Consider the following 20,871-nt stretch of genomic DNA (forward strand, 5'->3'; position numbering starts at 1 on the left):
GATAAAATGAGAAAAATTTATGAGCGATAAAATCAATCCAGACGCGTTACACGCACTAAAAATTGCATTTACTTACATGCCGCAAGCAATTGAAGTAACAAAGTACGAATATGGCGAGCGCTATCAAACGGTGCTTGATCATATTGAAGCCGTGCGCGAAGTGTTGCTTATAAACGATGTAGACCCAGAAGAAGTAGGCGGCGACATAAACCCAGAATACACGCCTAATTCTACCTATTAATGAGAAAAGTTTGCTAATTGAGCAAAACAATTAAGTTCGCGTGTTGATAGCCTAACACCCATTACTCAATATATTGCTCAACGGTTTACGCCTGTTGGTATAAACTGTTAAAAACATATAAATAAATGTGCCTATCTGCCGATACGCATAACGATATAAAATACAATTAAGGTAATTGCGGTGAACTTTTTAAGGCGTTTTCACGATATAGTCTCAGACCAAACTCTGGATTTTAATTCTAAAATTAAAAACCTACTCGCGTTTGGCCTAGAAGTGTTCAGCCTTGATGTAGCAATAATTAGTAAAATTGATGCTAATACGTACACAGTATTACATGCTCTAACACCCGATAACGCCTTATTACCCGGTACACAATTTGAGCTAGATGGCACCTATTGCGTCCATACGTTATCTGCGGGCTCGGCGCTATCGTTTCATAAAGCCTCACAAAGTACGATTGCAACTCACCCTTGTTACATAAATTTTCAACTTGAGTCCTACATTGGCGCACCTATAAAAGTAGCCGATAAAACTTTTGGCACGGTTAACTTTTCATCGCCTAACGAGTCAACTGCATTTAGCGACGAAGCCTACGATTACATTGAGCTATTTGCTCAGTGGTTAGGATCTGAATTTGCAAAAATAGACACGAAAGAGCAACTTTTAAAAAATAGCTACACCCTGTCAAAGCTCGAAAACATCGCGAATATCGGCACTTGGGAGGTGGATTTAATCGAGAACAAAGTTTATTGGAGTAAGCAAACTAAACGCATTCATCAGGTAGCCGATGACTATCAGCCAATAGTTGATAACGCGATTGAATTTTACAAAGAGGGCCCCAGCAGAGAAGCCATAAATAAAGCGGTAGAAAACGCCATAAACAAAGGTGAAAAATGGGATTTAGAGCTTGAGGTTATCACTGCACAAAACCAAGAAATTTGGATTTCGACTTTTGGAGAAGCCGAGTTTCACGAAGGTAATTGCATAAGGCTATTTGGTACATTCCAAGACATTACCGAATCAATCTTACTTAGAGAAGCGCTAAAAAAGAAAAAAGCCGAAGCAGAGCATATGTTAGAAGATAGAAGTATGCTATTTGCTAAAATCAGCCACGAGTTACGCACCCCGCTAAATGGCATAACCGGCATGCTCACCACCCTAATAGATGAAAAAGACACTGAAAAACGAGACGAAAAAATAAAAATAGCGCTACGCAGCGCTGATATTTTACTTAATATTATCAACGAAGTACTCGATTTTTCTAAAATTAATCATGGTGAATTAAAACTAGAGCCAACCGATGTACTGCTTAAAACCATATTTAGTGATTTAGCCTCTTTATATACCCCGTTATTTAAAGAAACCCATGTTGAATTAATCATAGAAAATACAATTGATGATAGCTGCTGGGCCTTTTGCGACAGTACACGCCTGAGCCAAATTACCTCTAACTTATTAAGTAACGCATTAAAATTTACCGAGCAAGGCCATGTAAAACTTAAAACACAGCTCATAAATAATAACGATGCGCTATCTCTTGGTATTACAGTTTCTGACACTGGTCGCGGAATGACCCCTGCCTTTTTAGAGTCTTTATTTTCGCCGTTTACACAAGAGGTTGACGCTAAAAATAATAAAGGGGGCACAGGGCTTGGCCTAGCAATTATAAAAGAGCTTGTAGAATACATGGGCGGCACAATAAAGGTGACGAGTGAACTACAAAAAGGCTCAACGTTTAGTATTAATATTCCGCTAGAGCTTGGTAAAGAGCAAATAATAGACGACATTCAATCAAAAATTGAGTTAAACAGCCACTCGCTCAGTGTACTTATTGTTGATGACAACGATATAAACCGCCGTGTGCTTGATGCCTCTCTTGATAAGTTAAACGTAAAAGCCGACTGCGCCATTGATGGCCAAGACGCTATTTTTAAGTGTAAGCAAAAGCATTACGACCTTATTTTTATGGATTGCATTATGCCAATCCTGGATGGTTTTGAAGCCACTAAAACGCTGAGAGCGCAACGTATTTGCCCTAGCGAAAGCACCTACATTGTAGCGCTAACTGCTAATACATCGTCGCAAGATAAACTAGCTTGCCAGCAAGCAGGCATGGATATGTTTGTCTCTAAGCCGTTTAAGCTTCCGCACATAGAAAAAGCGCTTTCTAATGCCTTAGAACATACAGCTAAAGTAAATTCGCTTTAATTTAGTAAGGACATACTATGAGAAATATAATAAGAACATTACTTTTTACTGTTCTGCTGTTAGCCATATTTAAAGGCATTTCTACAGGGCAATGGGGTTCATCAATAACCGTTGTTATTGTATCAAGCGTATTGCTATTAGTTACGTTTATCAGTGGTAAGGCATCACAAGGCCGTTCAGCTTATACAAGCACTGACTCTTCAATTTATGCTAGTAATAACTCACACTCTAATAATGATTGCGGTGGGGATTCTGGTGGCTGTGATTAATAGAGATATTGTTATAAACATTAAAAAAGCCGCCTTTGGAGAGGGCGGCTTGGGTTAACAAACAGCTTTTGGGTGTACCTATTGCTGTTACATCAAGAGAAGGTTTGCCTATTAAGCTGCATTTTGGTCTTGGTTGCTTTGCTCGCTATGGCGAATTAAGTAATCAAACGCCCCTAAGCTTGCTGTTGCACCACTACCCATTGCAATAATGATTTGCTTAAACGGCGTATTTGTCGCGTCACCCGCACCGTAAACGCCCGGTAATGAGGTTGCGCCTTTAGCGTCAATTTCTATCTCGCCAAACTTGCTTAGTGTAAGGTCGCTCTCTTTTAACCATTCGGTATTAGGGATCAAACCTATTTGTACAAAAATACCTGCAAGTGCTAATGATTTTTCCTCGCCTGTTACACGGTCAGTGTAATTAAGTCCGGTTACTTTTTTACCATCGCCTACTACTTCAGTGGTTTGCGCATTTTTAATAATAGTGATGTTGCTTAAGCTATTCGCTTTGCGAATAAGTACTTCGTCAGCGCGCAGCGTATCAGCAAACTCAAGCACGGTTACATGCTCTACAATGTTAGCTAAGTCGATAGCCGCCTCTATACCTGAGTTACCACCACCAATAACGGCAACAGGCTTACCCTTAAATAGCGGACCATCACAGTGTGGGCAGTAAGCTACGCCATGACCGCGATATTCTTGCTCACCAGGTACGTTCATTTCACGCCAGCGTGCACCGGTTGCTAAAACAAGCGATTTAGCTTTTAAAGTAGCCCCGTTTTCAAGGGTAATTTCATAACCATTACTACCGCGACCAAGCCCTGCTGCGCGTTGGTTATGCATTACATCTACATCGTATTCTTTAACATGCTCTTCAAGCTGAGCAACAAGCTTTGGACCTTCAGTGGCTTTAATCGAAATAAAGTTTTCGATAGCCAACGTATCGGCAACTTGGCCACCAAATCTATCGGCAACTATACCGGTGTTTAACCCTTTACGAGCAGAGTAAATAGCGGCTGAGGCACCCGCAGGTCCGCCACCGACTACTAATACATCAAACTCGTCTTTTTCGCTTAGTGCTGCAGCTTGCTTAGCAGCGCCTTTAGAGTCTACTTTATTTAAAATGTCGGTCAGGCTTAATGCACCTTGGCTAAATGGTTCGCCATTTAAGTACACAGCTGGTACTGCTAAAATATTGCGCTCTTCTACTTCGTCTTGAAAGAGTGCGCCGTCAATCATTGTTGCTTTAATTTTGCTGTTTGTTGCTGCCATTGTATTTAGCGCCTGCACTACTTGCGGGCATGTTTGGCAACTTAAGCTTATGTATACTTCAAAATTAAGTTCTTGATTGAGTGATTCTATTTGTTCAATGTCTTCGCTTTTTGCTTTGCTTGCGTGTCCGCCAGTGTGTAAAAGCGCTAACACTAAACTTGTAAATTCGTGACCCATAGGTACGCCAGCAAACGTAATGTGGGTGTTTTTTTCAGGTGAATGCACAACCATAGATGGGCGACGTGCGCTCGAATCAGGGTTGCTCACTACCGTAAACTTGTCGCTTAATGATGCTAAGTCGTTTGCTAAGCTTTCTACTTCTGCTGATTTTTTGCTGTCATCCAAGGCAATAAGCAGCTCAACAGGTTGAGTAAGCGATTCAAAATGGCTTTTTAATTGATTTTTAATGTTGTTATCTAACATGGCTTAACCCTTTTTAGGAAAATTTAAACAGCAAGCCTCCCATGCCAACTAATGCATGTGCTAATGAGTCCGAGTTGAGATAGGAGGCACCAACAAACGAATATTTATTGGTTTAAGGGCAGTTACCTGCCCTCATAAAAGTGGGTAAACCTGTATTTAGATTTTACCAACTAGGTCTAGTGAAGGAGCAAGTGTGTCTTCACCTGGCTGCCAAGATGCAGGGCAAACTTCACCGTCGTGAGTTGCAATGTATTGTGCAGCTTGTACTTTACGTACTAACTCTTTAGCGCTACGGCCAATACCTAGGTCATGCGTTTCGATTACTTTGATTTCGCCCTCTGGGTTCATTACAAAAGTACCGCGAAGTGCAAGGCCGTCATCTTCAATCATAACGCCAAAGCTGCGAGTAATACGGCCAGTTGGGTCGCCAATCATTGGAAATTTAATTTTACCAATAGTGTCTGACGTGTCATGCCATGCTTTATGCGTGAAGTGAGTATCAGTTGATACTGAGTAAACTTCTACACCCATTTCTTGTAGCTGCTCGTAGTAATCAGCAACATCGCCAAGCTCAGTAGGACATACAAACGTGAAATCTGCTGGGTAAAAGAAGAAGATTGACCACTTACCTAGTACGTCTTTTTCAGACACTTCTACAAAGTCACCATTGTGGTATGCAGTTGCGTTAAAAGGTTGAATTTTTGTGTTGATCAATGAAGTGCTCATAGTATTCCTCATTTATATTTAAAGTGTTTTAAAGTTACTCAACGCAGCCAAAATGTGTGGCCTTTCGCGTTGGCTTGATTAATACAATAAGCCCATTGGTAAACTAAATAAAATTGATTATTTAGATTAAAACAATCGATTTTTAAGATTGAACTATCCAGCTCTTCTATTCGTAAACGATTTATTACCTGTAAGTGCTAAGAATACTGCTACAATAGCCGCGCTAAAAAACACACAACATAAGGCATGCTGTAATGGAAAAATTTGTTAATCATATTCAACTTGGCTATTTGGGGTTACTACCCTTTTTAGGCTGCGTAGCGTGGCCGCTTATGTTTGGCAGTAATAGCGTTAACTTGGAGTTTTTTACTTTTTATAGCATTGCTATACTGGCATTTATGGCGGGCAATTTATGGCGCGCTGGGATGCAAAGCTACAGCGATGCAATTAAAGCGGTTGTGCCTGTTATACCCGTACCATTTTTATCGTTTATCCCGCTGGAGTGGGCGCTTGCCTGGTTAGGGGCTAGTTTTTGGTTAGTTCTTATCTTTGAAAAAGCCACACCACAATGGCAAACCTACCATCGCGATTATCAAAAAATGCGCTTTATTCTTACCTCAGTGGTATTTGTGTGTCACATACTCACCATTGGTATGAGCCTTTACCCAAAATAACCTTGCGCTGCTTAACCTACTAGACGTAATAGTGTAACATCCGCGCACTGCTATTTAAGGACGCACCATGATTGATACATTACGCCAGCAGCTTAACGAGCTTGGCGAAAACTACGTAGAAAAAAACGCCGCTTTTAAAATTAAAGTTATTCCGTTTTTTTGCGCTATTAGTATTAAAAAAGATCACAAAAATGAAGGCCGGCTCAGCTTTTACTCAAACCAATTAATAGAAATACTGTTAGTGGTGTTATTTATGTTGTTTGGGCTTACGCTTTATAACCCAGAGGCGGGTTTTACACATGGCCCTATTCATATTGTGTTTGCTATTTTAATTACCTTTAATTTAATTTTAAAACAAATAGCCATTGAAGGGCTTAAAACACGCCTTGCGTTTCATCGTTTGCATGGTGCTAGTACAGCGCAAAATACTCAAAGTGCAGATAAAAACACTCACAAATCTAATTAAGTTATGTATTTAAATCCTAATTGGCGAATTCTCACCGTAGGCGATGGCGATCTATCGTTCTCTAATGCGGTGGTTAATCATATAAAACCGGCAAAGTTAGTCGCATCTACTTATGATAGCGCCGAAACCATAGAGCAAAAATACCAGCACAATGCGCTAAGTAGTTTAAAAAAGTGTCATGTTGAGGTTATTAATTGCTTTGATGTAACGGACCCTTTATGTTGGCAAAAATTAGCTGCCCACCAGCACAGCTTTGATGTGGTTATTTTTCAGTTTCCGCTTATTCCTGCCTTTGTAGGGCGCGAAGCATTTGAAAGCAACACCCAAAATACCAGCATGAACGTGCTTAATCGCGCGTTACTACATCAATTTATTAAATACGCTAACAAATACGCACTCGACAAAAGCGGCCCTATGCTTTGCTACATAACCTCAAAAGATGTAAAACCCTATCGCGAGTGGAACATAGAAGGCAGCTTAAGTAATGGCCTTGAAGCTAAATACGCGGGCCAAATGCCTTTTGATATTAACCAGTTTGATGGTTACAAAATAAGAAACGTAGACCGTGATAAACACGTGAAAGACACCAGTGGCATCACTTATGTGTTTACGCCTAAAGCAACCTTGGCGCAATCTGACGAACTAAGCACGCACCTTACAAAGCCTGCGTATTTAGGTGAAAATCATTGCTCGCTTTGTCGGGTAGGCCCTTTTATTGCCACCGAAGATGAAAACAAACACCTTAACGCTAAAAAGCACCAACAAATGCTTAAACTAGAAGATGACTGGCAGGCGTGGCTTACTGACTTTTACAACCGCAACTTATAACCCTGTTTTATAGCTCAATTTAATTAAATCAGCGGCCTTTTCAGCAATGGCAATAACAGGTGCGTTTGTGTTACCTGTTACTATGGTTGGCATAATTGAGGCGTCAATAACCCTTAAGCTGCGTATCCCGTGTACTTGTAGTTTGCTATTAACCACAGCCATATTGTCGGTGCCCATTTTACAGGTGCCCACAGGGTGATATTCGGTATCGGCAGTTTGGCGAATAAATTCAATAAGCTGGGAATCGTTATTTACATCAAGCGGGTAAACAAAGTTACCACGAATTTTATCAAAGGCGGGGCTTTGCATAATACGCAGCGCTTTTTTAAGCCCTGCAAGCATAAGCGATAAATCATCAGGGTGGCTTAAATAATTAGGGTCGATAAGCGGCGCACTGCGTGGATTGCTATTGGCAAGCCTTATTGTCCCTCGGCTTTTGGGACGCATAATACTACTGTGAATACTATAGCCATGGCCAAGGTGAACTTTGCGACTATGATCGTCCACCAACCCAATTACAAACTCAAGTTGAATATCCGGCGCAGGCGAATTATCCAACACATTAATAAACGCATGTGACTCAGCAAAATTACTGGTTAATATTCCGCTGCGTTTACTAAACCACTGCGCACACCCTTTAATAATACTTGCAGCGCCTTTTACACTTACCCCAAAGGTGCCTTTTGCAGTATTTGCTTTACACAAAGGCACCACAGTTAGGTGATCTTGTAAATTTGCCCCTACTCCTTCCAGTGCATGTTCCAGTGGTATGTTATGCGCTGCTAAATGCGCTTTAGGGCCAATTCCTGAAAGCATTAACACCTGCGGAGAGTTAATTGCACCGGCGCTTAAAAGCACCTCCTTTTTGGCCATTAATGTAATAATTTTACCGTCGCGCTCAAGCTCTACGCCGTGGGCGACCTTATTTTTTATTATAATTTTATTAACGTGGCTGTGGGTAAACACACTAAGGTTAGGCCTATTTAAGTGCGGTGTTAAATACGCTTTTGCAGCACTGCAGCGCTCACCATTATGTTGCGTAACCTGCGAAAGCCGTGCTCCATGTTGCTCAGCGCCATTTATATCGTCATTTAACTGTATTCCTTGCTCAACACACGCTTTTAAAAAGCAAGTGTTTAGCGCACTTGGCATAATCAGCTCTTGCACATGCAAAGACCCTGTTGTGCCATGTAACGCGTTATTAAACGTTTTATTGTTTTCGGCTTTTATAAAATAGGGTAATAAACTGTTGTAGTCCCACCCAAGGTTGCCATTTTGTGCCCAGTTATCGTAATCGTATTTATTACCGCGTATATACACCATGGCATTAGTAGAGCTTGACCCACCAAGCACTTTACCCCGCGGCACAAAGCCACATCGGTTATTAAGCGCCTTTTGCGGTACCGTATTGTAGTGCCAACTATTTATGCCATATGGCACACTGGCCGCAATACCCGCAGGCATTTGAATTAAAGCGCTCTTATCGCTACCTCCCGACTCTATTAAGCACACACTTATATGCTGATCTTCTGATAAACGCGCTGCCAGCACACAACCTGCACTGCCTGCGCCAATAATAATATAATCAAACGTGTGGTTACTCATAGGTGCCTTTGCATCATCACTATTTAGGTGTTATCAGGAGCTGCTTTTGCTTTGTGCATCCATGCAGTTGTAAATAAGCAGTTTTATTGCAGTATGCTATTCGCTCTATAGTGCATAGATCAAATCCTAAAAACTTGATATTTTTAGACACCCTCTTTAATTTACAGCGCCAGTGTATGAGCAGCCCAATACGTGCCACCTCTTTATATTCAATAGACTCGTTAATTAAAGAACTTGGTGCAGACCCAGCAAGCGTAATGAAAACCTGTAAGGTCACTGTCGACTTTAATAACCTTGAAAACCAATATTTACCCTACTTGAGCTATGCAAATTTATTAGAGTACTGCAGTCACACCCTTAACTGCCCAAGCTTTGGGCTTAAATTAGCAAATAAACAAAACTTTGATATTTTAGGCCACATCGCCATAGCCGCTAAAAGTGGGACTAATTTAGAAGAAGCGCTTAGCTGGGTGGTTAAATATTTACACTTACACAGCCCCGCATTGTGCTTAACAACGCACTCATTAGATAATGACGAGAGCTTATTTTTATCGTTTGAATTTAACTTAAAGCCCCTGCCACAAATAAACCAAGCCATAGAGCTAACGCTTGGCTTAGCCATGAGCATAATTAAAAAATTAAGTAATAATCAGTGCAAGCCTCGCACTGTGTTTTTACCGCAAAAGCTGGCAACTAATACACTCGCATACAAAACCTATTTTGGCTGTAAAGTAATAGAGCACCGCAACAGTGCAGGCATTGTAATAAACAAAGCCGACTTATCGATAAAGCTTAACCACAATGAGCTTAATAAAACCGACGCGGCCTTTAATTTTTTAGCTAAACGCAACGAACACAGTCAGTCATTACCTGCCCAAGTAAGCGCACTCATAAGGCCAATGCTGCCTATTTATAAGTGTTCAAACCAAACTATTGCCGAGGCACTTAATATGCACCCGCGTACCTTGCACCGTGAATTAGCTAAACATAACACCAGCTTTGTAAAACTTAAAGACACCACACGTCGGGCGCTGGCAGCGCATTACTTGCTTCAAAAACAATACTCTATCAGTACTATTTCAATGCTTTTAGGCTATCACGAACAGGCAACCTTATGCGCAAGTGTTAAACGCTGGTTTGGGTATTCTCCACGCGCATACAGGGCAAAAAAAATGTTAAAGTAACGGCTCTTATTATTTAAGCTAAGGAGCAGGCATGAACTTTGTCATTGTCGGTACAAATTTTATTAGTGATACCCTATTAAGCGCAGCAAATACGTTACCTGCATTTAATTTATACGGTGTGTGCTCACGCAAACAATCAAGCGGCGAAGCCTTTTTATCTAATCACCCCAATACCGATGTAAAAATTTTCACCTCAATTGAGCTGGTATGCCAAGACCCCGATGTTGATGCGGTGTATATTGCAGCGCCAAATAGCCTACACAAGCAATATGCAGTAATGTGCCTTGAAGCAGGCAAACATGTACTAGGCGAAAAACCTTCAGCCGCTAATAGCCAAGAGCTAAATGCTATTTTAACTGCAGCTAACGCCAATAAACGCCTTTACATGGAAGCAATGATGACCACGCATTTGCCAAATTTTGCGCGACTTAAAAATGCGCTGAGTAAAATTGGTAAACCCCGTAAGTTTATTGGCCAATACAGTCAGTACTCATCACGTTACGATAAATACAAAAACGGCGAACGCCCAAATACCTTTTTACCCGAATTTGCCAATGGCGCTTTGCTCGATTTAGGTGTGTATCCGCTTTACCTACTTATAGCACTTTGGGGCGCTCCACAGCGCGTGAGTGCCAGTGGGGTACTATTAGATACAGGCGTAGATGGCGCAGGCGACGTATTATTAAATTACGATGATAAACAAGCCGTTATTAGCTACTCTAAAATTTCTCAAGGCGATAACATCACCGAAATACAAGGTGAGCGCGGACGCTTACGAATACATGCCGTGTCGCAGTTAAAACACATAGAGTTTGTTGCTAATAACGGGGAGGTTGAGGTTATTTCTGATAAATTTGATGAGCACTTTATGAAGTACGAAGTTGCACACTTTATGCAAATCATAAACGCGCAAAAGCGAGAGTCAGATGTTAATACACATCAGCTTGCCCGCGACGTAATGAACGTACTTGATACCGCAAGAAAACAGCTTGGGGTAGTTTACCCTAATGATAAAAACGCAGCAGCGGACTAAAGTTGACCCCCATCCGTGGGCAATCAAGGCAAGAGCCTAATTGTAATTATGTGCTTACTTATTTTTTATTAGGTACAGCTAAATTACACAGGCTCTTTATTTAAGCGTGTAGATTTTTAATGGTTTAATTTGCATAAATCTATTCACCATTCAACCAAGGCAGCGCCTGTGCAGTATGGTTGCGCGCCACATTTAGGTGATCACGCTGCGCCAGTTATTAGGCGCACTAGGTTACACACCTCGCACCACCATTAACCCGCGCCTAGATTGCACACATTTCAATCCATTAAAGTTAGCTTGCTCTAAGCACGCTTATATAAATGAGCAAAGTTAACTTAGCACACAAAAACATGACCAATCAAGCTAGCCAATTATTAAAATTTATACTAAATTGGTAACATAAATAGGTTAACACTCATTTATAATATTATATGACCGTTACATCACTTTAGAATTTTGACATAATAGTGAATTTTGGGGTAACCTCTGCTAATAACAGTAGGTTTAGGCTATTTGAGCCTATTAGCCGCTATTCCTTAAGGTAATAAAGGTAGAATATGGGAAACCGTCGCTTATTTTGGCGCATTGTTGATAAAGTTGAAGCTTTGATAAACCAAGGAGAGTTTTCTGCTGGGAGTCGTTTACCACCAGAGCGAGAACTTGCCGACATGTTTGACGTAAGCCGCCCAACAATTCGTGAAGCTATTATTGCATTAGAAGTACGAGGCCGCGTAGAGGTCAAAACCGGCTCAGGCGTTTATGTAATAGAACAACAAGAAACATCGGTAAAAACAAAAGAGATCAGCGCTTTTGAGCTAACACAAGCTCGCGCACTCATTGAAGGTGAAATAGCCGCACTTGCCGCTCAATCAATCACCGATGAAGAACTAGCTCAATTAAAGCAAACGCTAATAGCCATGGAAAAAGGCTTATATGTAGAACAAGCAGACCGCGAGTTTCACGAAATTATAGCGCGTGCTACACGTAACAAAGCCCTTGAGTATGCAGTGGCAAATTTATGGGATTTGCGTTTAAACAATTCACAAATTGTGGCTGATTATGGCAGTGTGTGTAAAAACAATAACGATTGCGTAATGGATGAGCACACCGCTATTTATAATGCGCTGCAAACACACGACGCAAGCGCCGCACGTACCGCAATGCATAAACACTTTAACCGTTTAATTAATGCATTATTTGACGCTGTAGAAGCGCGTGCGCTTGAAGAAATCAAACGTAAAAATGATGAAAAACGTGGCCTTTATTCTTTAGATGGCCTAGTTAAAAGTGCTAGCAAAACACACTAAAACGACCTAAACGTTTATAAGCCAGCGATCTATTCGCTGGCTTTTTTATTTTAAGGCACTCAGCGTTTGCCTTTAGTTATGCATAATCAGCTACGCTAATTCATCGCACATATTAGTCACTCCCTCCCAAATTTAATGTGTATGCCATACAAGCTATTACTTAGCCAATAAAAAACAGATACACTGCGCAAAACTAGACGATTGTTACCAAGGAAAATAATGCAATCATCCACTAAAGACTTTTTGCTCGCGTTTGTGTGCGTTATTTTAGCAATGATCACAATTCAATCTGGTGCCTCATTTGCTAAGCAGTTATTTCCGGTTGTTGGCCCCGAAGGCACTACTGCACTTAGGCTTGGCTTTTCTGCACTTATTTTGTGTTTAATATTTAAACCGTGGAAACACCTACCAGCTAAAGGTAATCGGTTATCAATTGTGGTATACGGTTTAAGCCTAGGCGGAATGAACATTTTATTTTATTACGCCATTGAACGTATCCCTTTAGGAATTGGTGTGGCGCTTGAATTTACCGGCCCATTAGCGGTGGCGTTATTTAGCTCACGCGCTAAGCGCGACTTATTTTGGGTGGCGTGTGCAATTGCGGGTATTTTACTGTTACTGCCCGATATGAGCAGCCAAGAAAGCCTAGACCCAATTGGCGTAATACTCGCGCTAGGTGCCGGTGCTTGCTGGGCAGCCTATATTTTATTTGGCAAAAAAACCGGCACGCAAAGCTCGGGCGGCGCAACGGTCGCACTGGGTATGACCGTAGCAGCCATTGTACTTGTACCTTATGGCGGCATATTACAAAGCAGTGCATTTACATGGAGTGTTATACCGCTGGGCATTGGCATTGCTATTTTATCAAGTGCACTGCCCTATACACTTGAAATGGTTGCACTGCGTAATATGCCCGCTCAAGGGTTTAGCATTATGCTAAGTCTAGAGCCTGCATTTGCCGCTCTTGCTGGGTTTATTATACTTGGCGAGTTATTAACCTTGTGGCAATGGTTGGCTATTTTATTGGTGATTATAGCTTCGGTGGGTAGCTCATTTTCGAGTGTTAAAAAACAATAATCGCCTCTATAAAAAGGCCAGCACATAACTGCGCTGGCCTTTTAAATAACAAAATTTTATGTAACTTGTATCGCGCTACTTTTTACTTGTCATTAAATAGCCGACTAGTGATATAACTGGCATACCCGCTGCCACTAACGCCACGCTTTCCCAGCCACCAGCTTCGTATAGCGGGCTTGCCATTAACGAGCCAAGCGCTCCGCCTACAAAAATACTGGTCATGTATATAGCATTTAAGCGAGCTCGGCTTTGCGGCTCTAATGAATATACCACCCGCTGACCCAGCACCATATTTGCCTGCACAGCAAAATCAATAAACATGCCCGTAAGCGCTAAAATAATAATACCGTGCGGAAGCTCAAATATACTGGGTAAAAAGCACGCAGCAGCAATCACTTTTGCAAGTAACGATAACTGATGCGTGTAACCTTTGTCGGCTAAACGCCCAACAATAGGGGCTGCAATAGCACCAGCTGCGCCTACTAAAGCAAATAAGGCAATTTGCGATTGCGATAAGCCATATTCTCTGGCTAATACAACCGGTACGCTGGTCCAAAATAAGCTAAAAGAGGCAAACATAAGCGCCTGATACAATGCCCGCTGACGCAGCACGGGCTGCTGTATTATTAGCTGCTTAAGCGATTTTAATAACTTAAAGTATGTTGTATTGTGTGTCGGTTGTCTGCTCGGTATTGCAAAATATATAACACTGGCTATAAATGCCATACAGCCTGCGGCAAAGTAAAATACGGCTCGCCAACCAAAGTGATCGGCTATTAAGCTTGCAACTGGCCTTGCTAATAAAATACCCAGTAACAACCCCGCCATTATATTACCCAGTACTTGCCCACGTTTTTCATCTGACGATAAATGCGCAGCAAGCGGTATTAATACTTGCACCGATACAGAGCTCGCCCCCACCAATAAGCATAAAAGCAACATTACACTTGGGCTTTGCGCTAAGCCTGCGCCTATTAAACTTAAAAATGTTATGGCTAAGGTAATGAGCATTAAGCGTTTGTTTTCGACTAAATCAGCCAATGGCACTAAAAAAAACAGTCCCATTGCATAGCCAATTTGTGTAAGCGACACAATAAAACTGGCGCTGTGCGCACTTAAACCCACATCGGGCGCTAATAACTCAATAATAGGCTGGGCATAATAAATATTTGCCACAATAAGGCCACAGCACAGGGCAATAATGCTCACTAAGGTATTACTTATTTGCACTGGCTGTGCACGTGATTGGTTCATAAATAACTCTAATTTATAAATAATAAAACCCACTGCATATAAATGCAGTGGGTAGCCATGGTAAATGTAAAAATGTAAGTTACTTAATAGGTGAAGGCTGCCCATGCGGGCTAGATCGCAAGTACTGTTTAGGCGCATTAACGGTTGCACCAAGCTGCGCTGCAGCATGCCAAGGCCAATGCGGGTTATACAAAATACCTCGCGCTAGTGCTACGCCATCGGCTTGCTGCTCGCTAATAATATCTTCGGCTTGTTGTGGCTCAGTGATTAAACCTACAGCTATTACCGGCATACTTACTACCTCTTTAATAGCGGTTGCAAATGGTACCTGAAAGTTAGGTTTAACCGGTATTTGTTGCTCTGGGCTTAGCCCTGCTGTACTTACGTGAATAAAATCGCAGCCAAGCTTATCTAATGCTTTAGCAAGCTCAATAGATTGTGCTAAATCCCAGCCACCTTCTACCCAATCAGTAGCAGAGATACGAATACCTACCGGTTTATGGCTTGCAAATTCAGCTCTTAGTGCTTTAAACACATCAAGCACAAGGCGCATACGGTTTTGCAAACTGCCCCCGTATTCATCATCACGCTTGTTTGAAAGTGGCGATAAAAACTGGTGTAACAAATAACCATGCGCACCATGTAGCTCAATTAAATCAAGCCCTAGCTCATCAGCGCGTTTTGCTGCACTTGCAAAATCGTTTATTAGCTGGGTTATATCCGATTTTGTCATAGCCTTTGGCTGGTAGGCGTTGTCATCGTAGGCAAGTGCAGAAGGCGCAAGTGTTTGCCAGCCGTTTTCATCGCTAGGTGCAATTGCACAACCGCCATCCCACGGTTTTTCAGTAGACGCTTTTCGCCCTGCATGCGCAAGCTGAACGCCAATAGGCATAGGACTGTATTGCCTAAGCGCTTTTAAGCTTTTGCCCAGTGCTTGCTGGGTTTCGTTATTCCAAAGCCCTAAATCGGCGTAACTAATGCGCCCCTCAGGGCTTACCGCGGTGGCCTCTAAAATTAATAGCCCTGCACCACTTAAGCTCAGTTGCCCTAAATGAATAGTGTGCCAATCACTGGCAGACCCCTGATTTGCTGAGTACTGGCACATAGGCGCAATAATAATGCGGTTGTCTAAAGTGAGTTCACCGAGCTTTAAAGGTGAGAATAATTGGCTCATAAATATTCCTTAAATACGCGTACTTTAGTACGAAATGCTATAGCTTACGGTATGAAGGGTTAATGGGGATCAAACTTCACTTTTATAGTGTCAAAACGAGAATAAATACCGTTGAGCAAAACATTCAACAGGGCCTTATAGGTTTTTTAACCGTATTAATACATTTAGGTAATTAACCAATATGAATGGCTATTTACATTTGCTCAACGAGTAAAATATGTTTCCTTGTACCTTAATTAGCCAATTACTTGGATGTTATACATATTTATATAATTTTTTGTTGTGTAACTAGCTATATTTATTCCAAAAAAGTGAATTAAAATTCAATTTTAATATTCCCACCACTTTAACTCCCTGATAAACTGGTTAACTTATATTAACTGGTGTTAAATTTTGAATCTGGGGATCACTTTTTATGTTTAAACCAAGCTTGCTAACCTTGGCTATTTCGAGCGCTGTATCTAGCGCATTTTTATTTTCTAACTCGGCTGTGGCACAACAAGAAACCACCGCTAAAAACAAATCACTCGAAGTAATCGAAGTTACAGCAACAAGACGCAGCGGATCTGTACAAAATGCACCGCTAAACATTACCGCACTTGATGCCGATGTAATGAAAGATCAAAACATTGGCGAATTAGCCGATGTAGCGCGTTGGGTACCTGGTTTAACAATTACCGATCAAGGTGGTCGCTCAGGCTCACCGATTATAGTTCGTGGTTTAAACACTAACTCGTCGGGTCCATCATCAGATGGCGGTACCGTAGCCACATACGTTAACGAAATTCCAGTGTCAGTTGATATGCGTTTAGTCGACATAGAGCGTGTTGAAGTACTTATTGGGCCACAAGGCACATTATATGGTGCTGGTACTTTAGGCGGCGCAATACGTTACATGCTTAAAGAGCCAGAGCTTGATTTTACGACGGTAGAAATATTTGGTGATATGTTTCAAACCCAAGAAAGTGACTCGTTAGGCGGCGAAGGCGGCTTTATAGTAAACCTGCCACTTATTGAAGATGAACTTGCAGTACGTGCAAGCTTGAACGTATACGAAGACCCAGGCTTTATTGATTATGCTTACACAGTGCGTGAGCCAGGTGTATCGCTACCGGACCCTGATTGGAGTAACGCCGACGAAGTAAACAACAATATTAAAAATGTTGAAGATGCTAACGGCGAAACAACTACCACAGGCCGTATTTCTGTACGTTGGAAACCAAGCGAAACATTTGAAGGGACACTTAATTACTTTTACCAAAATCAAGACAGCGAAGGCCGTTCAATTGTTCATTACAACAGCCTAAACGACGATAACGGTTTAAGCGATATTGTAGGTAAATACGAGTCGGCTTATCGTTATGAAGAGCCGCGCGAAAAAGAAGATCAACTACTAAGCCTAGAGCTAAAAGCCGACCTAGGTTTTGCAGAGTTTGTATCGGCAACCGGTATTTCAAGCTTTGATGCCGACGGCCAACGTGACCAAACCGATTTACTTATCCGCCTAGATTACGGTTATGAAGAGTTCCCTGCGTTTTCATCATACACACGTGAAATTGACGAAGAAGATACCTTCACGCAAGAGCTTCGTTTAGTATCGCAAAGCGACAGCGACCTAAATTGGATTGTAGGCGCGTTTTACAACAAAACAGAAACCGAAGCATCAAGTAGAGAGTTTACGCCTGGGTTTGACCAATTCGCTATCGATAACTTTGGTGGCGCTCAGCTAAGACCTGACTCATTAGAATACTTAGAGCTTACAAAAAGTAAAGTCACTGAGTCTGCGCTATTCGGCGAAGTTGGCTACCAAGTTACCGAAAAATTAGATATTACCATTGGTGCACGTTTTTACGAATACGATGTAGAGGCGCAAGCAGCATTTGACTTCCCGCTTGCAAATACACTTTATGGCGATGCAGACCCTGATGCAATCACCGTTGCTTACGAAAAAGACGAAGCAGGCGATAACGGTAACTTATTCAAATTTAATGCTAAATACCAGTTTACTAATTCAGTAATGGGTTATGTAACAGTAAGTGAAGGCTTTAGAATTGGCGGTTCCAACCTTCTAGCTGTTTGCCCTGATCCTATCCCTGAAAACCAGCAAACAGGATGTGGTAACGCTGACGAAAGGCTTTTTGATGCAGATACTACTACAAACTACGAGCTAGGCCTTAAAAGCACCTGGTTTAGAAGCCAATTACACTTTAACGCCGCGTTATTCAACATAGATTGGGATGATGCACAAATTACAGGCGCTACAGATGTAGGCCAATTAACGTACCTTTCAAACGCAGGCAGCGCAAATGCAAAAGGGATTGAAATTTCTACCCGTGCCATTTTATCTGACTCATTCTCGGTTTATGCAACTTACGCATACACCAAAGCAGAGCTAACCTCAGACGCCCCATTTTTGTTTAATGCTGATGGCACCGATGGCGCAGAAGACGGCGACCGTTTACCGGGCTCGCCAGAGCATCAGTTCTCAATGGGTGTAAACTACCAAACAGATGTGTTTAACGACAAAACCCTTGATATTAACTACGGTTTAACCGCACAAAGTGATGTAATTTCAAAAGTAGGTTTGCATGACAACGGTGAAACCCTGCCAGGTTACAGCTTAAGTAATATTTCTGCTAAGTTAACAGCCGATGAGTGGTCAACAACTCTTTATGTTGATAACCTATTCAACAAATATGCATTTACATCAGTACGTCGCTCAGATGCAGACATAACATCAGCAAATGGCGCCGACATACAACGTAACTACGGCCACTATATTAATCGCCCACTAACAGTAGGCGTTAAATTTAACTACAAATTTGAAATATAATTTATAGTCACTTTTAAACAATGTTATAAGGCTCAAATTTATTTGAGCCTTTTTTCTTTATTAACACATAAATAAAACAAACATCATGCAGCCAAACTTAAAGCACCTTCATCAAAGCGCCATTGAGTATTTAAACCAAGGTAATATACAACGTGCCCATAAAGCCCTCGTTGAATTAGTGACTCAAAAAAGCGACTTTGCCGATGGCTACTTTTTACTGGCCATGGTTAATTTACGCGTAGGGCAAATTCACAAAGCCATAAAGCTAATCGAAAAAGCCCTTAGCCTTGGCAAAAGCATTGAATACACCGCGCAGCTTGCAAAGTGTTACGCATTAACAGGTGAGCTTACCAAAGCCAAAAACACCGCTTTAGCGATACCCGTTGAGCAAATAAAAAAGAGTCTTGATGCCGACACCCTAGGTGTAGCGCTTACACAAGCAGGCCTGCACAAAGAGGCACTAAACTATTTTAACTGCGCAATTGAACTGGCTAACCATGCAAATAAACCGCAACCTCAGTTTTATTATAATTTAGGGGTAAGCGCTAAATTTTTAGGCCAATTTGAACAAGCCAAAAATGCCTTTGAAAGCGCCATTGCGCTAAACCCACTTCACCATGCAAGCCATTTCGCATTAAGCGACTTAACCAAAGCCACACAACAAAATAATCATATAGCGCGCTTAAAAAACGTGTTTAAGCAAGTAACACACCCCGATGCAAAATTACACATTGGCCACGCACTTGCAAAAGAGTACCAAGACATAGGCAAGTTTGATGATGCGTTTAACAGCCTAGAGCGAGGAAAAGCCACTAAACGCGCTATGCAGCCTTTTGATCATAAAAGCTCAACTGAGTTATTTGAACACATTAAACATTTAAGTGAGCAGCATAAACACGCGCTAACACACGGCAACCCAACGCAAGAGCCTATTTTTGTATTAGGTATGCCCCGCTCTGGCACCACATTGGTTGAGCGTATTTTATCGAGCCACAGCGACGTACAATCAGCCGGTGAATTACAAGACTTTGGCCTAAGCGTTAAAAAATTAAGCCAAACTCAAACACCGCATGTACTCGATACTCAAACACTCACTAAAGCGTATGAGCTTGATTTTAATCATCTTGGGACAACGTATTTAAATGCCACTCGCGTAACCACCGGCAGCCATAAGCACTTTATAGATAAACTCCCGTTTAACTTTTTTTATATCGACTTAATAACCAAAGCCCTACCAAACGCGAAAATTATTTGCATGCTACGCGACCCAATGGACACCTGCATTGGTAACTATCGCCAGTTATTTACTATAAATAACCCCTACTACGCGTACTCGCTCGATTTACTCGACACAGCCAAATTTTATAGCCGCTTTTACAAACTCATGCAGCACTTTAGCGCCCTGCACAGCAATATAAAATTAGTAAAATACGAAGAACTAGTCGCCCAGCCCGAGCAGCAAATAAAAGAGCTAGTTAGCTTTTGTAATTTAGAGTGGCAAGCACAGTGTATGGACTTTCACTTAAACACCGCGCCGGTATCTACGGCTAGTAAAGTACAAGTACGCCAACCACTTAACAACAAAGCAATTGGCCGGTGGAAAGCATTTAAACCCCATACTGATGCAGCAGTGGAGTACCTTTTAAGCCAAGGTATTAGTGTTGAATGAGCGTTTTATTTTGGGTAGTAGGTGAATCCAAATAAGCGACTTGTGTAAGTGTAGGTCGGATAAGCGAAGCGCCATCCGACACAGTAAAATACCTTGCCAATTATTATCACATTTTATGTTGTCGGTGGCTTAAGAGTGAAATGAGCGGACGGTCGTAACCTTAGTCACTTGTTGTTATATTTACTTACTATCAGAGTCTTGGTTATTATTAGGTAAATCATTACATACAGCACAATTAATATTTTTGCGATAATTGTAAGAACGTCTAATAGCAAAAATAGTTACCGACACCAATGCCCACGATATACCAAATCCAATAGAGTATTCTAGACTTCTGCCTTTTAAGTATTGAACACTAGTTAGCAGAACAAAAATAATTGGTAGAGCTATTGCGTATTGTACAATCCACTTTTTTATTGGCATAAATATTCCATTAACGCTCTAAACTTGCAGTAAAAAAACGCACCAGGTAATGCATGGCTATAATGTTGAGCTGAGCCATGCTTTAGCAGCACAGTCCCACTTGATTAGCTTTTTACGCTTATTTACACGAGGCTTTTCTAGGTGCTGATGCTTTATGTAATGGAGCCGTTTTTGAGTTTCTGTATTTAGTATTCCAGTTATTAAC

General features: G+C 41.5%; 17 protein-coding genes. 12 read left to right on the forward strand and 5 right to left on the reverse strand.

Annotated elements, in window-relative coordinates; genetic code table 11:
• The first annotated feature begins 19 nt into the window (after positions 1–19).
• The 3 genes from NQT65_RS07450 to NQT65_RS07460 all read left to right on the forward strand — a co-directional run bounded on the left by NQT65_RS07450 (position 20) and on the right by NQT65_RS07460 (position 2,718).
• Positions 20–241: a hypothetical protein gene (locus NQT65_RS07450; RefSeq protein WP_024032720.1), complete on the forward strand. Its 222-nt coding sequence runs from the start codon at positions 20–22 to the stop codon at positions 239–241.
• 180 nt (positions 242–421) lie between these two features.
• The gene (locus tag NQT65_RS07455; protein ID WP_256850824.1) at positions 422–2,449 is read left to right on the forward strand and encodes a hybrid sensor histidine kinase/response regulator; all 2,028 of its coding nucleotides are present in this window, start codon (positions 422–424) and stop codon (positions 2,447–2,449) included.
• Between the two features lie 17 nt (positions 2,450–2,466).
• Entirely contained in the window at positions 2,467–2,718 is a 252-nt protein-coding gene (locus NQT65_RS07460) for a hypothetical protein (protein WP_154944923.1), read from the forward strand.
• Between the two features lie 111 nt (positions 2,719–2,829).
• Here the strand turns inward: NQT65_RS07460 and ahpF are convergent, their stop codons facing one another.
• Both ahpF and ahpC read right to left on the reverse strand, forming a co-directional pair.
• Complete coding sequence (gene ahpF / locus NQT65_RS07465) at positions 2,830–4,413, reverse strand: alkyl hydroperoxide reductase subunit F (protein ID WP_248533939.1); 1,584 nt, start codon at positions 4,411–4,413, stop codon at positions 2,830–2,832.
• Between the two features lie 156 nt (positions 4,414–4,569).
• Positions 4,570–5,139, reverse strand: a complete 570-nt coding sequence (gene ahpC / locus NQT65_RS07470; protein ID WP_004587118.1) for an alkyl hydroperoxide reductase subunit C — start codon at positions 5,137–5,139, stop codon at positions 4,570–4,572.
• A gap of 254 nt (positions 5,140–5,393) precedes the next feature.
• On the opposite strand from ahpC, the gene NQT65_RS07475 reads away from it, so the two are divergent.
• From NQT65_RS07475 to NQT65_RS07485, 3 genes are all read left to right on the forward strand, one after another.
• Positions 5,394–5,813, forward strand: coding sequence for a DUF3429 domain-containing protein (locus tag NQT65_RS07475; RefSeq protein WP_054981772.1), 420 nt, complete (start codon positions 5,394–5,396; stop codon positions 5,811–5,813).
• 67 nt (positions 5,814–5,880) lie between these two features.
• Positions 5,881–6,279: a hypothetical protein gene (locus NQT65_RS07480; RefSeq protein WP_096042842.1), complete on the forward strand. Its 399-nt coding sequence runs from the start codon at positions 5,881–5,883 to the stop codon at positions 6,277–6,279.
• A gap of 3 nt (positions 6,280–6,282) precedes the next feature.
• Positions 6,283–7,107, forward strand: coding sequence for a class I SAM-dependent methyltransferase (locus NQT65_RS07485; RefSeq protein WP_256850825.1), 825 nt, complete (start codon positions 6,283–6,285; stop codon positions 7,105–7,107).
• Here the strand turns inward: NQT65_RS07485 and NQT65_RS07490 are convergent.
• Positions 7,102–8,712, reverse strand: a complete 1,611-nt coding sequence (locus NQT65_RS07490; RefSeq protein WP_256850826.1) for a GMC family oxidoreductase — start codon at positions 8,710–8,712, stop codon at positions 7,102–7,104. The genes NQT65_RS07485 and NQT65_RS07490 overlap by 6 nt on opposite strands.
• 176 nt (positions 8,713–8,888) lie before the next feature.
• On the opposite strand from NQT65_RS07490, the gene NQT65_RS07495 reads away from it, so the two are divergent.
• The 4 genes from NQT65_RS07495 to NQT65_RS07510 all read left to right on the forward strand — a co-directional run bounded on the left by NQT65_RS07495 (position 8,889) and on the right by NQT65_RS07510 (position 13,313).
• The gene (locus NQT65_RS07495; RefSeq protein WP_256850827.1) at positions 8,889–9,896 is read left to right on the forward strand and encodes an AraC family transcriptional regulator; all 1,008 of its coding nucleotides are present in this window, start codon (positions 8,889–8,891) and stop codon (positions 9,894–9,896) included.
• A 31-nt stretch (positions 9,897–9,927) separates the two neighbouring features.
• The gene (locus NQT65_RS07500) at positions 9,928–10,929 is read left to right on the forward strand and encodes a Gfo/Idh/MocA family protein (protein ID WP_256850828.1); all 1,002 of its coding nucleotides are present in this window, start codon (positions 9,928–9,930) and stop codon (positions 10,927–10,929) included.
• A gap of 557 nt (positions 10,930–11,486) precedes the next feature.
• Positions 11,487–12,236 (forward strand): FadR/GntR family transcriptional regulator, encoded by a 750-nt coding sequence (locus NQT65_RS07505; RefSeq protein ID WP_004587131.1) that lies wholly within the window; start codon positions 11,487–11,489, stop codon positions 12,234–12,236.
• A 219-nt stretch (positions 12,237–12,455) separates the two neighbouring features.
• A complete protein-coding gene (locus tag NQT65_RS07510) occupies positions 12,456–13,313 on the forward strand; it encodes an EamA family transporter (protein ID WP_054981767.1) in 858 nt (285 codons plus the stop codon).
• A 75-nt stretch (positions 13,314–13,388) separates the two neighbouring features.
• Here NQT65_RS07510 and NQT65_RS07515 read toward each other — a convergent pair whose 3' ends face one another.
• Both NQT65_RS07515 and NQT65_RS07520 read right to left on the reverse strand, forming a co-directional pair.
• Positions 13,389–14,567 carry an MFS transporter gene (locus NQT65_RS07515; RefSeq protein ID WP_064387172.1) on the reverse strand — a complete coding sequence of 393 codons (1,179 nt, stop codon included), beginning with the start codon at positions 14,565–14,567 and terminating at the stop codon, positions 13,389–13,391.
• Between the two features lie 79 nt (positions 14,568–14,646).
• Positions 14,647–15,741, reverse strand: coding sequence for an NADH:flavin oxidoreductase/NADH oxidase (locus NQT65_RS07520; protein WP_256850829.1), 1,095 nt, complete (start codon positions 15,739–15,741; stop codon positions 14,647–14,649).
• 415 nt (positions 15,742–16,156) lie between these two features.
• Here NQT65_RS07520 and NQT65_RS07525 point away from each other — a divergent pair, with 415 nt between their 5' ends.
• Both NQT65_RS07525 and NQT65_RS07530 read left to right on the forward strand, forming a co-directional pair.
• Positions 16,157–18,574: a TonB-dependent receptor gene (locus NQT65_RS07525; RefSeq protein ID WP_256850830.1), complete on the forward strand. Its 2,418-nt coding sequence runs from the start codon at positions 16,157–16,159 to the stop codon at positions 18,572–18,574.
• A gap of 85 nt (positions 18,575–18,659) precedes the next feature.
• On the forward strand, positions 18,660–20,243 hold the full coding sequence (locus NQT65_RS07530) for a tetratricopeptide repeat-containing sulfotransferase family protein (protein ID WP_256850831.1): 1,584 nt from the start codon (positions 18,660–18,662) through the stop codon (positions 20,241–20,243).
• Positions 20,244–20,871: the final 628 nt, after the last annotated feature.

The organism is Pseudoalteromonas agarivorans, assembly GCF_024518735.1.
GTDB lineage: Bacteria > Pseudomonadota > Gammaproteobacteria > Enterobacterales > Alteromonadaceae > Pseudoalteromonas > Pseudoalteromonas atlantica.

Excerpts from the sequence above, each read along its gene's own strand:
- NQT65_RS07450 (WP_024032720.1), top strand. The coding sequence starts at position 20 with ATGAGCGATAAAATCAATCCAGACGCGTTACACGCACTAAAAATTGCA.
- NQT65_RS07460 (WP_154944923.1), top strand. The coding sequence starts at position 2,467 with ATGAGAAATATAATAAGAACATTACTTTTTACTGTTCTGCTGTTAGCC.
- ahpF (WP_248533939.1), bottom strand. The coding sequence starts at position 4,413 with ATGTTAGATAACAACATTAAAAATCAATTAAAAAGCCATTTTGAATCG.
- ahpC (WP_004587118.1), bottom strand. The coding sequence starts at position 5,139 with ATGAGCACTTCATTGATCAACACAAAAATTCAACCTTTTAACGCAACT.
- NQT65_RS07475 (WP_054981772.1), top strand. The coding sequence starts at position 5,394 with ATGGAAAAATTTGTTAATCATATTCAACTTGGCTATTTGGGGTTACTA.
- NQT65_RS07480 (WP_096042842.1), top strand. The coding sequence starts at position 5,881 with ATGATTGATACATTACGCCAGCAGCTTAACGAGCTTGGCGAAAACTAC.
- NQT65_RS07485 (WP_256850825.1), top strand. The coding sequence starts at position 6,283 with ATGTATTTAAATCCTAATTGGCGAATTCTCACCGTAGGCGATGGCGAT.
- NQT65_RS07490 (WP_256850826.1), bottom strand. The coding sequence starts at position 8,712 with ATGAGTAACCACACGTTTGATTATATTATTATTGGCGCAGGCAGTGCA.
- NQT65_RS07495 (WP_256850827.1), top strand. The coding sequence starts at position 8,889 with ATGAGCAGCCCAATACGTGCCACCTCTTTATATTCAATAGACTCGTTA.
- NQT65_RS07500 (WP_256850828.1), top strand. The coding sequence starts at position 9,928 with ATGAACTTTGTCATTGTCGGTACAAATTTTATTAGTGATACCCTATTA.
- NQT65_RS07505 (WP_004587131.1), top strand. The coding sequence starts at position 11,487 with ATGGGAAACCGTCGCTTATTTTGGCGCATTGTTGATAAAGTTGAAGCT.
- NQT65_RS07510 (WP_054981767.1), top strand. The coding sequence starts at position 12,456 with ATGCAATCATCCACTAAAGACTTTTTGCTCGCGTTTGTGTGCGTTATT.
- NQT65_RS07515 (WP_064387172.1), bottom strand. The coding sequence starts at position 14,567 with ATGAACCAATCACGTGCACAGCCAGTGCAAATAAGTAATACCTTAGTG.
- NQT65_RS07520 (WP_256850829.1), bottom strand. The coding sequence starts at position 15,741 with ATGAGCCAATTATTCTCACCTTTAAAGCTCGGTGAACTCACTTTAGAC.
- NQT65_RS07525 (WP_256850830.1), top strand. The coding sequence starts at position 16,157 with ATGTTTAAACCAAGCTTGCTAACCTTGGCTATTTCGAGCGCTGTATCT.
- NQT65_RS07530 (WP_256850831.1), top strand. The coding sequence starts at position 18,660 with ATGCAGCCAAACTTAAAGCACCTTCATCAAAGCGCCATTGAGTATTTA.